The sequence below is a fragment of the Bacillus sp. WC2507 genome (genome assembly GCF_052656125.1).
Window position 1 is genome coordinate 1,040,297 of record NZ_JBQXPN010000001.1, and the last position, 14,880, is coordinate 1,055,176.

At 34.8% G+C, this 14,880-nt stretch carries 21 protein-coding genes and 1 pseudogene; 13 read left to right on the forward strand and 9 right to left on the reverse strand.

All coding sequences use genetic code 11. From position 1 onward, the window contains the following. Positions 1-9: 9 nt before the first annotated feature. Positions 10-354 carry a PadR family transcriptional regulator gene (locus ACUN28_RS05590; protein ID WP_016136864.1) on the reverse strand — a complete coding sequence of 115 codons (345 nt, stop codon included), beginning with the start codon at positions 352-354 and terminating at the stop codon, positions 10-12. Between the two features lie 142 nt (positions 355-496). Here ACUN28_RS05590 and ACUN28_RS05595 point away from each other — a divergent pair, with 142 nt between their 5' ends. The 3 genes from ACUN28_RS05595 (at position 497) to ACUN28_RS05605 (ending at position 2,015) form a co-directional block, all read left to right on the forward strand. After that, positions 497-1,045, forward strand: a complete 549-nt coding sequence (locus ACUN28_RS05595; protein ID WP_016085917.1) for a GNAT family N-acetyltransferase — start codon at positions 497-499, stop codon at positions 1,043-1,045. Then, positions 1,042-1,533, forward strand: coding sequence for a GNAT family N-acetyltransferase (locus ACUN28_RS05600; protein ID WP_016085918.1), 492 nt, complete (start codon positions 1,042-1,044; stop codon positions 1,531-1,533). The genes ACUN28_RS05595 and ACUN28_RS05600 overlap by 4 nt, the downstream gene beginning before the upstream one ends. A gap of 77 nt (positions 1,534-1,610) precedes the next feature. After that, positions 1,611-2,015, forward strand: coding sequence for a PH domain-containing protein (locus ACUN28_RS05605; protein WP_016085919.1), 405 nt, complete (start codon positions 1,611-1,613; stop codon positions 2,013-2,015). Positions 2,016-2,049: 34 nt separating this feature from the next. Here the strand turns inward: ACUN28_RS05605 and ACUN28_RS05610 are convergent, their stop codons facing one another. After that, on the reverse strand, positions 2,050-3,165 hold the full coding sequence (locus tag ACUN28_RS05610; RefSeq protein WP_000654739.1) for an aminopeptidase: 1,116 nt from the start codon (positions 3,163-3,165) through the stop codon (positions 2,050-2,052). Positions 3,166-3,352: 187 nt separating this feature from the next. On the opposite strand from ACUN28_RS05610, the gene ACUN28_RS05615 reads away from it, so the two are divergent. From ACUN28_RS05615 to ccpA, 6 genes and pseudogenes are all read left to right on the forward strand, one after another. Then, positions 3,353-3,865 (forward strand): DUF948 domain-containing protein, encoded by a 513-nt coding sequence (locus tag ACUN28_RS05615; RefSeq protein WP_001197726.1) that lies wholly within the window; start codon positions 3,353-3,355, stop codon positions 3,863-3,865. Next, entirely contained in the window at positions 3,865-4,191 is a 327-nt protein-coding gene (gene ytxJ, locus ACUN28_RS05620; protein WP_016085920.1) for a bacillithiol system redox-active protein YtxJ, read from the forward strand. Before ACUN28_RS05615 ends, ytxJ begins: the two co-directional genes overlap by 1 nt. Positions 4,192-4,308: 117 nt before the next feature. After that, positions 4,309-5,325, forward strand: a complete 1,017-nt coding sequence (locus tag ACUN28_RS05625; RefSeq protein ID WP_016085921.1) for a CamS family sex pheromone protein — start codon at positions 4,309-4,311, stop codon at positions 5,323-5,325. 94 nt (positions 5,326-5,419) lie between these two features. Further along, positions 5,420-5,902 carry a DUF2247 family protein gene (locus ACUN28_RS05630; RefSeq protein ID WP_098405430.1) on the forward strand — a complete coding sequence of 161 codons (483 nt, stop codon included), beginning with the start codon at positions 5,420-5,422 and terminating at the stop codon, positions 5,900-5,902. 55 nt (positions 5,903-5,957) lie between these two features. Beyond that, positions 5,958-6,200: pseudogene (locus tag ACUN28_RS05635) on the forward strand (hypothetical protein); the annotation flags it as partial. A gap of 323 nt (positions 6,201-6,523) precedes the next feature. Further along, the gene (gene ccpA / locus ACUN28_RS05640; RefSeq protein ID WP_016085923.1) at positions 6,524-7,522 is read left to right on the forward strand and encodes a catabolite control protein A; all 999 of its coding nucleotides are present in this window, start codon (positions 6,524-6,526) and stop codon (positions 7,520-7,522) included. Between the two features lie 34 nt (positions 7,523-7,556). On the opposite strand, the gene ACUN28_RS05645 is transcribed toward ccpA, so the two are convergent. The 3 genes from ACUN28_RS05645 to dhp61 form a co-directional block, all read right to left on the reverse strand. Then, positions 7,557-7,919: a DUF4288 domain-containing protein gene (locus ACUN28_RS05645; protein ID WP_033660194.1), complete on the reverse strand. Its 363-nt coding sequence runs from the start codon at positions 7,917-7,919 to the stop codon at positions 7,557-7,559. A gap of 1 nt (position 7,920) precedes the next feature. Continuing rightward, positions 7,921-8,157, reverse strand: a complete 237-nt coding sequence (locus ACUN28_RS05650; protein ID WP_016085925.1) for a DUF3949 domain-containing protein — start codon at positions 8,155-8,157, stop codon at positions 7,921-7,923. A gap of 78 nt (positions 8,158-8,235) precedes the next feature. Next, entirely contained in the window at positions 8,236-8,532 is a 297-nt protein-coding gene (gene dhp61 / locus ACUN28_RS05655; protein ID WP_016135470.1) for a protein Dhp61, read from the reverse strand. Between the two features lie 152 nt (positions 8,533-8,684). Between dhp61 and ACUN28_RS05660 the strand changes: the two genes are divergently transcribed. Next, positions 8,685-8,957: a DUF3917 domain-containing protein gene (locus ACUN28_RS05660; protein WP_000636592.1), complete on the forward strand. Its 273-nt coding sequence runs from the start codon at positions 8,685-8,687 to the stop codon at positions 8,955-8,957. 49 nt (positions 8,958-9,006) lie between these two features. Here ACUN28_RS05660 and mscL read toward each other — a convergent pair whose 3' ends face one another. The 3 genes from mscL to ACUN28_RS05675 all read right to left on the reverse strand — a co-directional run bounded on the left by mscL (position 9,007) and on the right by ACUN28_RS05675 (position 11,219). After that, positions 9,007-9,405 carry a large-conductance mechanosensitive channel protein MscL gene (gene mscL / locus ACUN28_RS05665; protein ID WP_016135469.1) on the reverse strand — a complete coding sequence of 133 codons (399 nt, stop codon included), beginning with the start codon at positions 9,403-9,405 and terminating at the stop codon, positions 9,007-9,009. Between the two features lie 128 nt (positions 9,406-9,533). Continuing rightward, positions 9,534-10,460, reverse strand: a complete 927-nt coding sequence (locus tag ACUN28_RS05670) for a Gfo/Idh/MocA family protein (RefSeq protein WP_016085928.1) — start codon at positions 10,458-10,460, stop codon at positions 9,534-9,536. A 78-nt stretch (positions 10,461-10,538) separates the two neighbouring features. Then, positions 10,539-11,219, reverse strand: a complete 681-nt coding sequence (locus ACUN28_RS05675) for an ankyrin repeat domain-containing protein (protein WP_016136859.1) — start codon at positions 11,217-11,219, stop codon at positions 10,539-10,541. Between the two features lie 149 nt (positions 11,220-11,368). Between ACUN28_RS05675 and ACUN28_RS05680 the strand changes: the two genes are divergently transcribed. The 3 genes from ACUN28_RS05680 to ACUN28_RS05690 all read left to right on the forward strand — a co-directional run bounded on the left by ACUN28_RS05680 (position 11,369) and on the right by ACUN28_RS05690 (position 13,925). Next, positions 11,369-12,823 (forward strand): sensor histidine kinase, encoded by a 1,455-nt coding sequence (locus ACUN28_RS05680; RefSeq protein WP_016136858.1) that lies wholly within the window; start codon positions 11,369-11,371, stop codon positions 12,821-12,823. Between the two features lies 1 nt (position 12,824). Continuing rightward, the gene (locus ACUN28_RS05685; protein WP_033659783.1) at positions 12,825-13,514 is read left to right on the forward strand and encodes a response regulator transcription factor; all 690 of its coding nucleotides are present in this window, start codon (positions 12,825-12,827) and stop codon (positions 13,512-13,514) included. A 168-nt stretch (positions 13,515-13,682) separates the two neighbouring features. After that, on the forward strand, positions 13,683-13,925 hold the full coding sequence (locus ACUN28_RS05690; RefSeq protein ID WP_223267286.1) for a hypothetical protein: 243 nt from the start codon (positions 13,683-13,685) through the stop codon (positions 13,923-13,925). Between the two features lie 55 nt (positions 13,926-13,980). Here ACUN28_RS05690 and ACUN28_RS05695 read toward each other — a convergent pair whose 3' ends face one another. Further along, positions 13,981-14,856: an alpha/beta fold hydrolase gene (locus ACUN28_RS05695; RefSeq protein ID WP_116329189.1), complete on the reverse strand. Its 876-nt coding sequence runs from the start codon at positions 14,854-14,856 to the stop codon at positions 13,981-13,983. Between the last annotated feature and the right edge of the window lie 24 nt (positions 14,857-14,880).

A 14,880-nucleotide genomic window follows, 5' to 3' on the forward strand; every position in this document is an offset into this window, starting at 1 on the left:
TGATCCTGTTCATTTTTTATCCTCTCCTTTAGCTAGTAACATTAGAGCTTGATACACTGCATCATAATCATCTAAGCGATTATGTAAAATTTCTCTCCCTTCGTCTGTAATGCGATAGTATTTTCTTTTTGGGCCATCACCAGACTCTTCCCAATAGGAAATAGCCCAATTGTTTTTCGTAATTCGATTTAATATAGGGTAAATCGAACCGTTTGGGATATGAAACACAGGGATATCTTGTAATGCACTTGTAATTTCGTATCCGTACATAGGTTGTTTACTTATTAAAGACAATATAGCGAGATCAAAAACACCTTTACGTAATTGAATTATAAAATTATCATTTTTTTCCATACTTTAAATATATATGATTTGTATCTATGTATCAATCATATATAGTGATTGTTCTTATATAAAAACTGAAAAAGTGTGAATATTTAACATTTTGTATCTATAAGTGTTAGAATAATAAGAAAACTAAAAGGGGCTAAAAAACATGTTCACACTTCGAGTAGACGACGAAATTGAATTACAGTTATTGGAAAAGCATCATAAAGAGGAACTATATCAATTAATAGACCAAAACCGTAATCATTTAAGAAGATGGCTCCCTTGGGTAGATGGGACGAAATCTGCTGATGCTTATGATGAGATTTGTCCGATGTGGTTAAAGAAGTTTGCAGAGGGAGACGGTTTTGAAAGTGGTATACGTTATAAAGGGAAGCTCGTTGGGATGGTAGGCATTCATCCAGTGAGTTGGGGGAAGAAAGCGGCAAGTCTCGGGTATTACCTTGCAGAAGATGCTGGTGGAAAAGGTATTATGACACGTAGCGTGAAGGCGGTACTTCACTATGCATTTGAGAATTTAAAATTAAATAAAATGGAAATTAGATGTGGTGTTGAAAATGTAAAAAGCCGTGCGATCCCAGAACGTTTAGGGTTTAAGTTAGACGGTGTTTTAAGAGATGAAGAATGGTTATATGATCATTTCCATGATATCGCTGTATATAGTTTACTAGCTTCAGAATGGAAGGAGATTCGATGAACGAGAAGATTCATATTGTTCCGTATGAAAGTAAATTTCAAGAGGAAGTAGTAAATCTTATCGTTCATATTCAGCAAAAAGAGTACAATGTCCCCATTACGAAAGAAGAGCAGCCCGACTTACTTGAAATAGAAACGTTCTATCAAAGGAATCATGGAAACTTTTGGGTAGCAACTTATGACGATAAAGTAGTCGGAACAGTAGCTTTATTAGATATTGAGAATCAGCAAGTAGCGTTAAGAAAAATGTTCGTAAAAAAAGAATTTCGCGGAAAAGAGTGGGGCGCATCACATAAGTTGCTTCAAACAGCAATTTCATGGGCTGAGAATAAAAAGCTGAAAGATATTTATTTAGGAACGACAGTGAAGTTTTTAGCAGCGCATCGCTTTTATGAAAAGAATAATTTCCAAAGTGTGAGTATAAACGAGTTGCCAAAAAGTTTTCCGGTGTTACAGGTGGATAAGAAATTCTATAGATATATTGTTTAAGAAGGTCATTCAGAAATGACCTTTTTTTATGAACTAAAATGGAAAAAGTGGTATAATTTAGGATAGGGGGTGCGTGTATGAACATTCCGATTCAAAGAAGTAAATCGGTAGTAATTTTCGTTTGTCTCACGTTAGCTTTTATGTTTGTATATCCACTTGTCATGATTGTCGCAAATAAAGATCAGTGGATGTCAGCGTTAATTGGAATGGGATTATGTTTCATTGTAAATGTCCCGCTCGTTTGGGAAGTATTTATTAAAAAGCATAAAGTAGAAAATGGTGTATTAAAGTACGGCATTTTAAATGACGATATTGTATTGAAAGAGATAAGAATCATTCGTCAAGTTGGGAAATCCCTTGAAATTACGACGAATGCATATAAAGTACATATGATTGCGATGCCGCAAGATATGAATGAATTCTTGGCGCTTATCGAGAAAGAGAATCCACATGTGAAAATAGAAATGGTAGGGAAGAAATGAAAAACGCTCGGAGTGTATCCGAGCGTTTTTATTATTATTTTAAGTTCTCTGGGTTTAAAGCTTCTAATTCAGGTACAACGAAGCGTCCGTCTTTACGGATTAGTACGTCGTCGAAGTAAATTTCGCCGCCGCCGTATTCAGGACGTTGGATGCATACTAAATCCCAGTGGATGTTCGAGTTGTTGCCGTTCCATGCATCATCGTAAGCTTGTCCAGGAGTGAAGTGGAAGCTGCCATCGATTTTTTCATCGAATAGGATGTCTCCCATTGGATGTAAGATGTATGGGTTTACGCCGATTGCGAACTCACCAACGTAGCGTGCGCCTTCATCTGTATCGAAGATTTTGTTAATGCGCTCTGTATCGTTTGCAGTTGCTTCAACGATTTGGCCATTCTCGAACTTAAGTTGTACATTTTCAAATGTATAACCGTTGTAAGGAGATGGTGTATTGTAAGAAACTGTACCGTTAACAGAATCACGAACTGGTGCAGAGTATACTTCACCGTCTGGAATGTTTAAATGACCTGAGCATTTAATAGCTGGAATGTCTTTAATAGAGAATGTTAAGTCAGTCCCAGGACCAGTTAGGCGAACTTTATCTGTTTTATTCATTAATGTAACAAGGCTATCCATCGCCTTATCCATTTTACCGTAGTCTAAGTTACAAACTTCGAAGTAGAAGTCTTCGAAAGCTTCTGTGCTCATTTTAGCAAGCTGCGCCATAGAAGCATTTGGGTAGCGAAGAACAACCCAGCGCGTTTTCGGAACGCGGATGTCTCTATGAACTTTCTTACCAACTGTTTGACCGTGAATTTGCATTCTTTCACTTGGTACGTCAGCTTGTTCGTTAATGTTATCGCCAGAGCGAAGACCGATATAAGCGTCCATATCTTTCATTACGCTTGCTTCATATGCAGCGATTTGTTCGAAGTGTTCTTCAGTAGCACCCATTAATAAAGAGCGATCTACTTGATGATCTTTTAAAGAAACGAATGGGAAACCACCAGCTGCATAAGCTTCTTTTACAAGTGCAGTTACAAGTTCTTTTTGTAAGCCAAAGTTTTCAATTAATACTTTCTCGCCTTTTTGTAAGCGAATAGAATAGTTAATTAAATTGTATGCTAACTTTTCAATGCGTGGATCTTTCATATGTAAAGCCTCCCTACTAATTATGTATCCTCTCCTATTGTAACCTACTTAGTGGAATTTGTTGAATCATTTATGTTAAAGTTAACGAATAAGTATGAAAATTCTAATGAAAAGATAGGGATTAGAACGAAACGGAAAATGATTGTATAATAGGAGAAAGTATGAAAAAGATAAAGGAAGTGATGAAATGCAAGTTCTTTTATATGTAAGTGCAGCTATTATCGCGGTTGCTTTCGCTGTATTAGTAGTGTATGTATGCAGAACGTTGTTATCGGTTCAGAAGACGTTAGAAAACGTTGCAAGCACGTTAGAAGGTTTAGAAAAGCAAATGCAAGGGATTAGCGTAGAGACGGAGCAATTATTACATAAAACAAATGCGTTAGCTGATGACATTCAACAGAAATCACAATCATTAAATAAAGTGGTATCGGGTGTAGATGGAATTGGAACGACAATCCATTCTTTAAATACGAAACTTCGTAATGTATCAGAGTCTGTTACGGACGAAATTGAAAATAATGCAGATAAAGTAGCGCAAGTTGTACAGTGGAGTAGCGCAGCAATTGAAGTATACAATCATTATCGTGCGACAAGACAAGAGAAAAAGGTTGAAAAAGAAGAGCGTAAATTAGAAAGACTTGAGAAAAAAGCTGAAAAGAAAGAGAAGCGCTCTAGACTTCGTATGAGAGGTGAATCGTGATGAATATGACAAAAGTTGAAACAATTGAAGAGCTTGAAGTATTAGTAGAAAAAAATGAGCCTTATGTTCTTTTTAAACATAGTACGACATGCCCGATTAGTCATGGTGCCTATACAGAATTTCAAGCCTATTGTAGTGAAGAAAGAGCGGTACCAGCGTATTACTTATACGTACAAGATGCGAGAGATGTTTCGAATCGTGTTGCAGAGCAGTACAACATGAAACATGAATCTCCGCAAGTGTTATACATAAAAGATGGGATGGTAGTATGGAATACGTCTCATTGGAACATTAAAAAAGCTGCTTTAGAAGAGAATATTAAGTAAAAAGAAGCAAGCTAAAGGTGCTTGCTTCTTTTTTTTGTTTTTGTTGAAATATATTTAATGGTACACTGTTAATAGTTCAAATTAAATAATTAGATTGTTGAAAGTAGGTTTTAAGTAATGAAGAAAATGGCATTATCCTTCGCGGTCGTAAGTTTATTACTGGGAGCTTGTAGCAATGATACGATTAGTAAGAAGGATGAAGTTATACAGAAGGATACGAAAGAAAAAAGCATGATTCCGAGAACTGCTGTTTCTAAAGATTATTATAGAACTGTAATTCCTTTAAAAGAACAAAAGGTTATAAATACAGCTAATATAAAAACAAATTCTAAATTAGATTTAGCAGAGTATGAAAATGGCTTAATGAATATTGCAACGCAGCAATTTGATACAGAAAATCATGTACTACAATTAAATCAGTATATTCCTGAGAAGTTAGTTGATGAACTAGTCGCAAAAGTAGAAGCACCAGTTCTGACAAATATTATAGAACAAGACTATTTCGGGAAGCAGAATTCAAACGAACTAAGTTTATCTGGTGTTATGATTGGTTTAGCTATGTCTTCAAGTGTATCGAATGAAGAAGCTATGTCTAAGGGTACTGAAGTTGCCAAACAACTTATTGAAGCTATTAATAAAAATGACAAGTACAACAAATCTCCAATTACGTTTGCTATCTTTAAGCAAGAAAGTACAAGTTCTTTAAAAAATGGTACGTATATTGCCAGTACTACCGTTCAAAAGAATGACACGAACCTTGGAAATTGGAGTACGATCGATGAACAAGCGTATTCATATCCTTCTGATGAATTTAAACAAGCACATGGAGAAGATAATACAAAAATAACTGAATTTGCTAAGACAATGAAAGAGTTTTCTCCTGGAGATTTTATTCCAGTAAATGCTAAAGTGTCTTATAAGAAAAATCAAATGGATGCATTGAATATGAATATTGTTATTAAATACAATGGTAAAACAGAATTAATGGCTCTTACTCAAATGGCTGCTCAAAGTATGTTAGAAAAATTACCTAAGGATGCGAAAGTACAATTACAGATAAAGTCCGAGAGTAAAATCGAGGCAATTATTATAAAAGAGAAAAACAGCGATAAACCGTTTGTTTCCTTCTTGTAAAAAAAAGACAGTGTTTACACTGTCTTTTTTTTATTGAAAATGGTGTTATGACGGGTAAGACAAATCAAATTCCAAAAAGTAAGAGGGAAATCATATGAACTTAAAAGATTTAAAAAATAAACATATTAAGTATGATTGGAAAACTATTTTTGTAGGCATCCAAGGAAATTATTTTAGTAAAGACGTTATTTCTGATTATGCGGTAGAATTGATGGGAATTGGTGATGAAAGCGGGTTTGTTAGTGAACTTACATGGGAAGTCTCTAATGAAGATTTAAGTAAGGTGATGTTAGAAATAAAAACTAATTATTTTCCTCAATTAGATGAAGAAAGCACAATATTAATAGAGGAGAAAAGAAAACTAAGATTTGTTTGTTTATCTGAAATAAAAGAAAGATGTAAAGAAGATAATGAATTATTAAATGAAATTGCAGAGTTTTATGGAAAGCATCACTACCCAGAAGATATGGTGAGTTTTGTTAATTATATGCCTCAAGAAGTTCCAACTACGAAAGAAGATATAGTAAATAGGTTTGAAAAATTTTTGGAATTAGAGGGATTGAAATTTAAATACTAATATATGTAAACTACCAATAAATAGGTAGTGATGTACAATTAGTTTCTGAAGTAATGAAAGATCGATGCGTAATACGCTCCATGTTTCCGCTGTGCCGATTTTAAAGAAAGAAACACATTTACCCGTTGTTGTCGATATAACGTATTCTACAGGACGATGTGACCTTCTATTGCCAGCCCAGATCCAGGCACAACGAATAAATATTGCGCAGTTCAATGAATTGATGAACGAATTAAAAGTATTTGGAACTGCTGCCTCTTATTGTATAGCGACTTTCATTGTCGATTTTTGTTGGTAAGTCGATATATTTACAAAATCGCTGATATAAATTTCATTTACTAACGTACGGCTTAATATACAGTTTCTACTCATGGAATATCTATTTTTTTACAAAAAATGCCCTTTTTTTCATAAAAAATACGAAAATACGAGAAAAGAAGCGAATTTTTTCGAAACTTTTGCGGGAAAATATTGTATGAGCCTGCGTTTTTATCGTATCATTAGTAAAAGGAAGAACTCGGGACGATTGGTGGCATCTGCAAATAGAGTTGATGTCTTTTTTTCATTCAAGTAACCGATACATAAAAATAGATAACAAAAATAGAAGGAGTGTGCGATGAGATGAACGTAACAATATATGATGTAGCGCGCGAAGCGAACGTTTCAATGGCTACCGTATCTCGTGTTGTGAACGGTAACCCAAATGTAAAGCCTACAACAAGAAAGAAAGTATTAGAAGCAATCGATCGTTTAGGATACCGCCCAAATGCGGTAGCACGTGGACTAGCAAGTAAGAAGACAACTACAGTAGGTGTTATTATTCCTGATATCTCAAATACGTTTTATGCAGAACTTGCTCGTGGAATTGAAGATATCGCAACAATGTACAAATATAACATCATTTTAAGTAACTCTGACCAAAACAAAGAGAAAGAGTTCCATTTATTAAATACGATGCTTGGAAAACAAGTGGACGGAATTGTTTTCATGGGTGAAGATATTACAGACATTCACATTGAAGAATTTAAAAAGTCTCCGGTACCAATTGTATTAGCAGCGTCATTTGATGAGCAAAATGAAACGCCATCAGTAAACATTGATTATACACAAGCAGCTTACGATGCGATGAAGCACTTTATTGAGCAAGGACATACGCGTATCGGTTTCGTCTCTGGTCCTTTCATTGATAAAGCGGGAAGCGCAAAGAAGTTACAAGGTTATCAAAAAGCTTTAGAAGAAGTAAGTATTTCATATGATGAAAATCTTGTAATCGATGGAGATTACACATATGATTCAGGTATCGAGGCATTCGAAAAGCTTTGGGGCCTTGATGAAAAGCCAACAGCGATTTTCGTATCTTCTGATGAAATGGCACTAGGTGTAATCCATGCAGCACAAGACGCTGGATTAAACGTACCAACTGATGTAGAAGTACTTGGTTTCGATAATACACGTCTTGCATTAATGGTTCGTCCACAACTTTCAACAGTTGTACAACCGATGTATGATATCGGTGCAGTAGCAATGCGTCTATTAACAAAGTATATGAACAAAGAAAAAGTGGAAGATCACACTGTAATCTTACCTCACCGTATCCAATTTAGAGATTCAACGAAGTAAGTATAAAAAAGCTCACAGCATTTGCTGTGAGCTTTTATTCGTATTCAGGATAGTATGCTTTTACTACGGTATCTACCGTTTTATTTTTCTTAACGTGTAAAAATCTTGCGTACAATTCTTTTCCCGTTTCAAATGGTGTATCGTCTAATTCAAACACATGCAATATTTTTCGAAACGTCCACGTTACTTGCTCACCGTACATATTATCGTACGATTCTTCAGAGTGTATAGCTATCTTTTCACCTAATTCATGAGCTTCCTCTATACTGTTTGCCTTAACAAGAATAATACTTTCTTCAAAAAGTGTATCGGGATTCTCTTCATAATGCTCATCAATTTTCGTAGGATCAGGCTCACCAGAATGAACAGATTCAAACAATAATTTTACAGCGTACATATTATGCTGCATGTTTCACTCTATAAATAATACTTGCGACAAGCGAAGCAGGTATTGTAAATACGTTACTTTGATAATGATAGTGTATTTGGGATTCTTCATAAGACATGTTGTCATATAGTTCGTTTTGTGAGGCATTCATTCTCTTCTGTTTTTCCTTGAGCATCTTCATATAGTTATACTGTATTGGGACGAGAATGATGAAATAGGCTAATACGATTAGTGAAATCCAAATCATTATGAACACTCCCGTATAAAGAATATTTGCATATAGTAATCATATCAATTTATAGAAAAAATAACCAGTTCTATCGGGTTATTTTTCTTCTGAAAATGCGAACAGTTCCCTTTGGTTTCTTAAATTGTGATCAATACATGTTTGAGCAACACATTTCAATCCTTGTAATAATGCATCTATGTGAGAAGTATCGTATTGAATTATATTTCCTGCTACTATCGTTTCGTCTTTTTCCAAGTTAATTGATATTTTTAGTACAGCTGTATTGCTTTGTAAATTTATAACTTCGATATAAAAAAATTGTTTTTCTAGGTCAATCGTAACGTAATTAAATCGTTCGGTTAGTTCCAAATTGCATATGGTAGTGTATTTCAAATGAAAGCCTCCTTATTGTGTAAGTGTATGTTGTAATGCTTTCGCTACAGTAGGGAGGACTCCTTGTTATATGTCACATAAGTGCAAATTCAACTATTATAGGGCAATGTCATGTATAATAGAAAGAAAAGGTTTGTGAGGGGGGAGAAAAGATGATCGTTCTTTGGATAATTACGCTTTGTATGACTGCTATTTTTGCATATATGACGTTAAAACAAAATGGCTTAAAGCGATTTGTTCCAGGAAGTATTCTTGCAGGAATTGCCCTTATCACGTATGTAATTTCTATTTTTATTGAAAGTGTATCAGTGGATATGAGCACAAGTTTAATGTTTATGGGTATTACACTATTTGCAGGTAGTATTATGGTACTTATGGTTGCAGGTATTATTTTATTTATTCATATGAATTCGGAAACGTTATAGCATATAAAAAAGGCATGTCCCTAGGGGACATGCCTTTTTATCCGTTCAATTATGCTCTATCTTTAGAAGAGTTTTGTTGTTTTAATAAGTCGCGAATTTCGCCAAGAAGTTCTTCTTCTTTTGTTGGTTCTGGAAGTTTCTCTTCTTTTTCTTCTTCTCTTTTAGATGTTAGTTTGTTGAATACTTTAACGAACATAAAGATAGCCGCTGCAATAATTAAGAAATCAAAAATAGTTTGGATAAAGTTACCATACATAATAGATGATTTACCGAATGTGATTTTTAAATCTGTAAAGTCAACGCCACCTAATACCATACCAAGTAATGGTGTAATAATATCTTTTACTAAAGAACTAACGATTTTACCGAATGCAGCACCGATTACAACCCCGACAGCTAAATCGATTACATTCCCCTTGAAAGCGAACTTTTTAAACTCGTTCCACATGTGTTAATCCCATCCTTTCCACGATTCATTATGAAATTTATAATTCCTATCAACATATTCTATAGAAATTTACGAGAGAAATAAAGGGAAAATGGGAATGAAAGTAAATTCTGAAAAATGTATCCGTTTTAATTTTTGTTTAGATCGTCCAGTAGAGATTGTAACAGTTGCTGCGTTTTTAATCCTTCTAATCCATCTACAACAGGCTTTGTATCTCCGTGTACACATTCAATAAAATGATGAACAGCATCTTCAAAACCACGTTGTTTTAACGTCGTATCCCATGATGGGGAACCGCTTTGTGAAACTGAGTTTTCCTGTTCAATTTCAAATGTATTCATATTTTTTACACGAATGATTTTCCCTGTCGTAACAAGTTCAATTTGTTCTAAATTTGTACCGGCATGGCGGTGCATTGCTGTTGAAAGTAATAGGCCGTTTGTTGTTGTATATGTATGATGGCCGTAAAGAAGTTCATTTTTTTCATTCATTTGCATCATATTGTGAACGACGTTAAGCTCATCGTTAGCTAACCAGCGAGCAGTATCTACAATATGTAAGTAATCATCTAACATCGTAAAGTCGTATGTATATGGACCGACTTTATTTGTACGGTGTTTTTCAATTCGAATCCATGAAATATCATGAGCTTGTTCTTTTGCAGCAACATACATAGGAACGAAGCGGCGATTAAATCCGACCATTAACTTTCGGTTATACTTTTCGCTCAACTCGACTAGTTTCTCAGCTTGGTCTACTGTAGCTGCTAGCGGCTTATCAACATAAACGTCGATTCCTTTTTTCAGAAGTTCAGAAACGATTTCATAATGTGTAGCAGTTGAACTATGAACGAAGATTGCATCGCATTCCGAAGCTAACGTTTCAATAGAATGGAAGTCTTGAATGCGGTATTGCTGGCAAACTTGTTTCCTTTTCTCCGCGTTAGGTGTAAACGCCCCTACAAAATTCCAATCTGTTTCTTTTGTAAGTGTTGGAAGATAGGCTTTTTGCGCGATACTTCCAAGTCCAATCATCCCAATTTTAGGTTTGTTCATGTTTATTCCCACCTATTCATATTGATGTAACGGCTTAAATGTAGCATAGGGTGGGGGAGGAAGGCAAAAATTAGCTTTTTACTTATGTCCTTCTAACAAAATCTTCTCTATCTCGTCAAAGTTATGAGCACGAGCATGCTCTAGCGGGGTAACACCATCGTTGTCTGGAATATTTACATCTGCACCGTGTTCAATAAGAAGTTGAATGACTTGTTGTTGTGTTTCATTTCCGTTACTTAGTACGATAGCTTCCATTAAAGCTGTCCATCCGAGGGTATTTACATGGTTTACATCGATATTTGTTCGCGTGAGTAGTTCTTTTATAACATCAATATAGCCATGTTCTGATGCTGGGATAAGAGCTGTACCGCCGTAACGGTTTGTCAGCGATGAATCTGCACCGGCATCAATCGTTAGTTTTAAAATATCCAAGTAACCCTCAGCGCCGGCGTATAGAAAAGGATTGTTTTTTATATCATCTTGGATATTTACGTCAGCACCAGCTTCGATAAGCGCTTTTGCAGTTTTTACATCATTTTTGTATGTAGCAATCATAAGAGGGGTACGTCCTTTATTGTCTGTTATATTTATGTCAGCCCCTTTTTTGAGTAACGATATAACGGTATTCGTTTCTTGTTTTTCAGTAGCTGCTAGTAGCGCTGTCTCCATGTTTGTCATCTCCTTTTTAACTCCTTGTTCTTGCGAGCAACCTTGCAAAAAAATTACGCAACAGATCATGCTTACTGTTTTTTTGAACATGGAATTTCAACCTCCTCATTTCAACTGTAAAATAAGAACATTAAATTTTTATAAACTGACGCTAAAATTACTATAAAATCGCTTGAGTATTTGAACATATATTTTTATGCTTATGAGTAATAAGGTTTGGTAAAGTGAGGATGTAACATATGTCTATTAAAACAAGATTTTTATTCTCTTATATTGCTGTTATTCTCGTTTCCATTACGCTCATATTAGTCGCGGGATTTTTAATTGTTTTTTCCATAACAGGAGACTTGGAATCAGTGAAAAATTTCTATAAAAGTTCCTATATTCAAAAGCCGCTTACGCCAGAAGAAGAGAATACGTATATTGAATTGAAATTAGCGGCAAAGAAAAATCAATCTCAACTATTAGATGAATCGTTCGTTTCAACACTTGAAAAAGAAGGTGTGAAAATAGTTGTAAGAAAGGGAGAAACCATTTCTTATGCTACAAAAATATTTGAAAGTGTATCTTTAAAAGAAGCCCTTCCGAAATTTGAATCAGCAAATATTAATAGTCGTGGTACAACGGAACTAGGCGATACATTTTATCGATATGTAAAGTTTGATTTTTATTTTCCTCAGGAAGAAGAGGGGAGTATATTTGTATTAAAAAAGCAAAGTTCATTTGTAGATCTTACACAAAAATTATTTCCGATTTTGTTCGTATCACTTTTACTGTTAGCCGTGTTGCTTATTGGATTATTAAGTTATCTTGTCTCAAGAAGTGTGATAAAACCAATCTTTGTATTGAAAGATGCGACTGAGAAAATTAAAGAAGGAAATTTAGACTTTCAAATACCAGTTACATCGCATGATGAGATAGGGCAATTGAATCAAGGATTTGAGGAAATGAGGAAGAAATTAAAAGAGTCGATAGAGGTACAAACGCAGTATGAAGAAAATCGAAAAGAGCTCATTTCAAACATCTCTCATGATTTAAAAACACCGATTACATCTATTATCGGATATGTAGAAGGCATAAAAGACGGGGTAGCAAATACAACAGAAAAAATGGATAAGTACTTAACGACTATCCATACGAAAGCAAGGCATATGGATACACTCATTGACGAACTATTTTTATTTTCGAAGCTCGATTTGAATCGAGTTCCATTTCGGTTTGAAACGGTTGAATTAAATATGTTTATGCAAGAATTAATAGAAGAGATGCAGATGGATTTAAGTAAAGAAGGTATAGAAGTTAACTTACAATTACATGCATCACCACTATATGTAACGGCTGATTGCGAAAAGATAAATAGAGTGATCTCAAACTTAATTCATAATAGTGTGAAATACATGGATAAAGAAGAAAAGAAAATCACTGTAACAGTATCGAGTGATAACAATAAAGTGATTGTGAAAGTAATGGACAACGGATCAGGTATCGAATCTGATACACTTCCTTATATTTTTGAACGTTTTTATCGTGCAGAGCAATCGCGAAATTCTAGTACAGGTGGAAGTGGACTTGGCTTAGCGATAGCGAAGCAAATTATTGAAGAACATGGCGGAAATATTTGGGTGGAAAGCGAGCTTGGGAAAGGCACAAGCATTTTCTTCTCATTGGAAAAAGTAGAGAAATGTGGTGAGTAATTTGAAAAGAATTTTACTAATAGAAGACGAAGTAAGCATTGCAGAATTACAGCGAGATTATTTAGAAATTAGTGATTTTCAAGTTGATGTAGAACACTCTGGAGAAACAGGTTTACAAATGGCTTTGCAGGAAGAATATGATTTAATTATTTTAGACATTATGCTTCCGAAGATGAATGGTTTCGAAATTTGTAAACAAATACGTGCTATAAAAGACATTCCGATTTTACTTGTTTCAGCAAAGAAGGAAGATATAGATAAAATTCGCGGACTCGGTTTAGGGGCGGATGATTATATAACGAAACCGTTTAGCCCGAGTGAATTAGTTGCAAGAGTAAAGGCACATATTTCTCGTTATGAAAGATTATCAGGAAATGTAAGTAAGCAACGTGATACGTTATATATTCACGGAATCTCTATTGATCAACGGGCGAGGAAAGTTTTTATAAACAATGAAGAAATCGCATTTACAACGAAGGAATTTGATTTATTAACATTCTTTGTAACACATCCAAACCAAGTCTTAAATAAAGAACAGTTATTTGAACGTATTTGGGGACTAGACTCAGCTGGCGACTTAGCCACTGTTGTCGTTCACATTAGAAAATTACGTGAAAAAATTGAAAGAGATCCTGCTCATCCGCAATATATTGAAACAGTATGGGGAGCTGGTTATCGCTTTAACGTGTAATGTACCTGCCGAGTAATGGGCAGGTTTTTTATGTTATTCAAACAAAAAGGGAAAAATAGGTAATTTATGTTAAAATATAAAGAGAGATAAAACATAGGAGAGCATGAGAGGGCGTGCTACATTTTGGGGGATACATGAAAAGATAATAAATCAAACAAGGCTTTACGGATTGGAACTAATATCATAATTATTTTATTAATTATTGGTGCAATAGAAATGTTTTATGATGAAGATTATACGAATAATCATTTCGGTGGGGTATTTTTGGTGCTAGGTTGGATAGTTAGAAGCATGTTTAATATTACGATAGGTTTGAAAGAAGGGGATAAAAAGTCAGTACTGTTTGATGTAGGTTTAGTGGTTATTTCTTGTGTTCTTTTATTTGTTTTTAGTATGAAATATTTCTTTTGAAAAAAGCTCATAGTCTTATAGAGGCTGTGAGCTTTTTGTCCGTGCTTAGATTTTCTTAATAATAACGGTACTGACGTAACGATTTATAAAATTCCTGAGTAGTAGAACTAAATTGAGCAGCTTCTTCCAAAAAGGGATAATGGTTGCTGTTCTCAAATGGAACGAAGATAGAATTACGTATGCCATCATGCATCTCGATAGAATACTGAATCGGGCACTGCACATCATATCTTCCGCATATAATAAGGGTCTTTGTTTGAATAAAGGGTAGTGATGTCCTTAAATCGAATGAAGGGTATTCATGAGCGAAAGCGTTCATCCGGCTAGCGGACATTGCTTTTTGGATTGGTTTACAAAAATAAGAGTTGTAGTTTTCAGGTTTATACAATGATAATTTTGTTCTCTCAGTAGATAGTTCTTTCCGTTCTTCACTTGTAAGGTGAGGGCTTTTCAAGTTTTCGATGAGCTGTTGCATATAATGAAACTGTGGATGTTCTAGGTTATAAATGCAAAATGGTGTTTCGGTATAGTTACTTGCTGCGGCTCCAACGACGACTAATGATTGTAAGGAATTTGAATATGTAATCGCGTATAAAAGTCCAAGCATACCGCCAGTTGAATGGCCAGCGAAATGCCATGTTGGAAGTTGCAAAGCTTCTTTAATTGCTTCTAAGTCGTGAATCGTTTCAATCATACTTAATTCGTTTTCTACGTTGGCTTTTACAGAATTACCAGCGTCTCGCAAATTAATGAGGAATACACGATATGTAGAAGTGAAAACATCCGCAAAGTAATCACCAGTTTCATTAAATTGTGAATAGTGATGTGTAATGCAAAGAGGTTCGCCATTTCCTTTTGTGAAGAGTTCGAATGTGCCACGTTTTGTGTTGATCATGTGTTGTTTCCACATAATATCACTACCTTTTCTCATAAAAGTTGAATCAGACTGTTATGA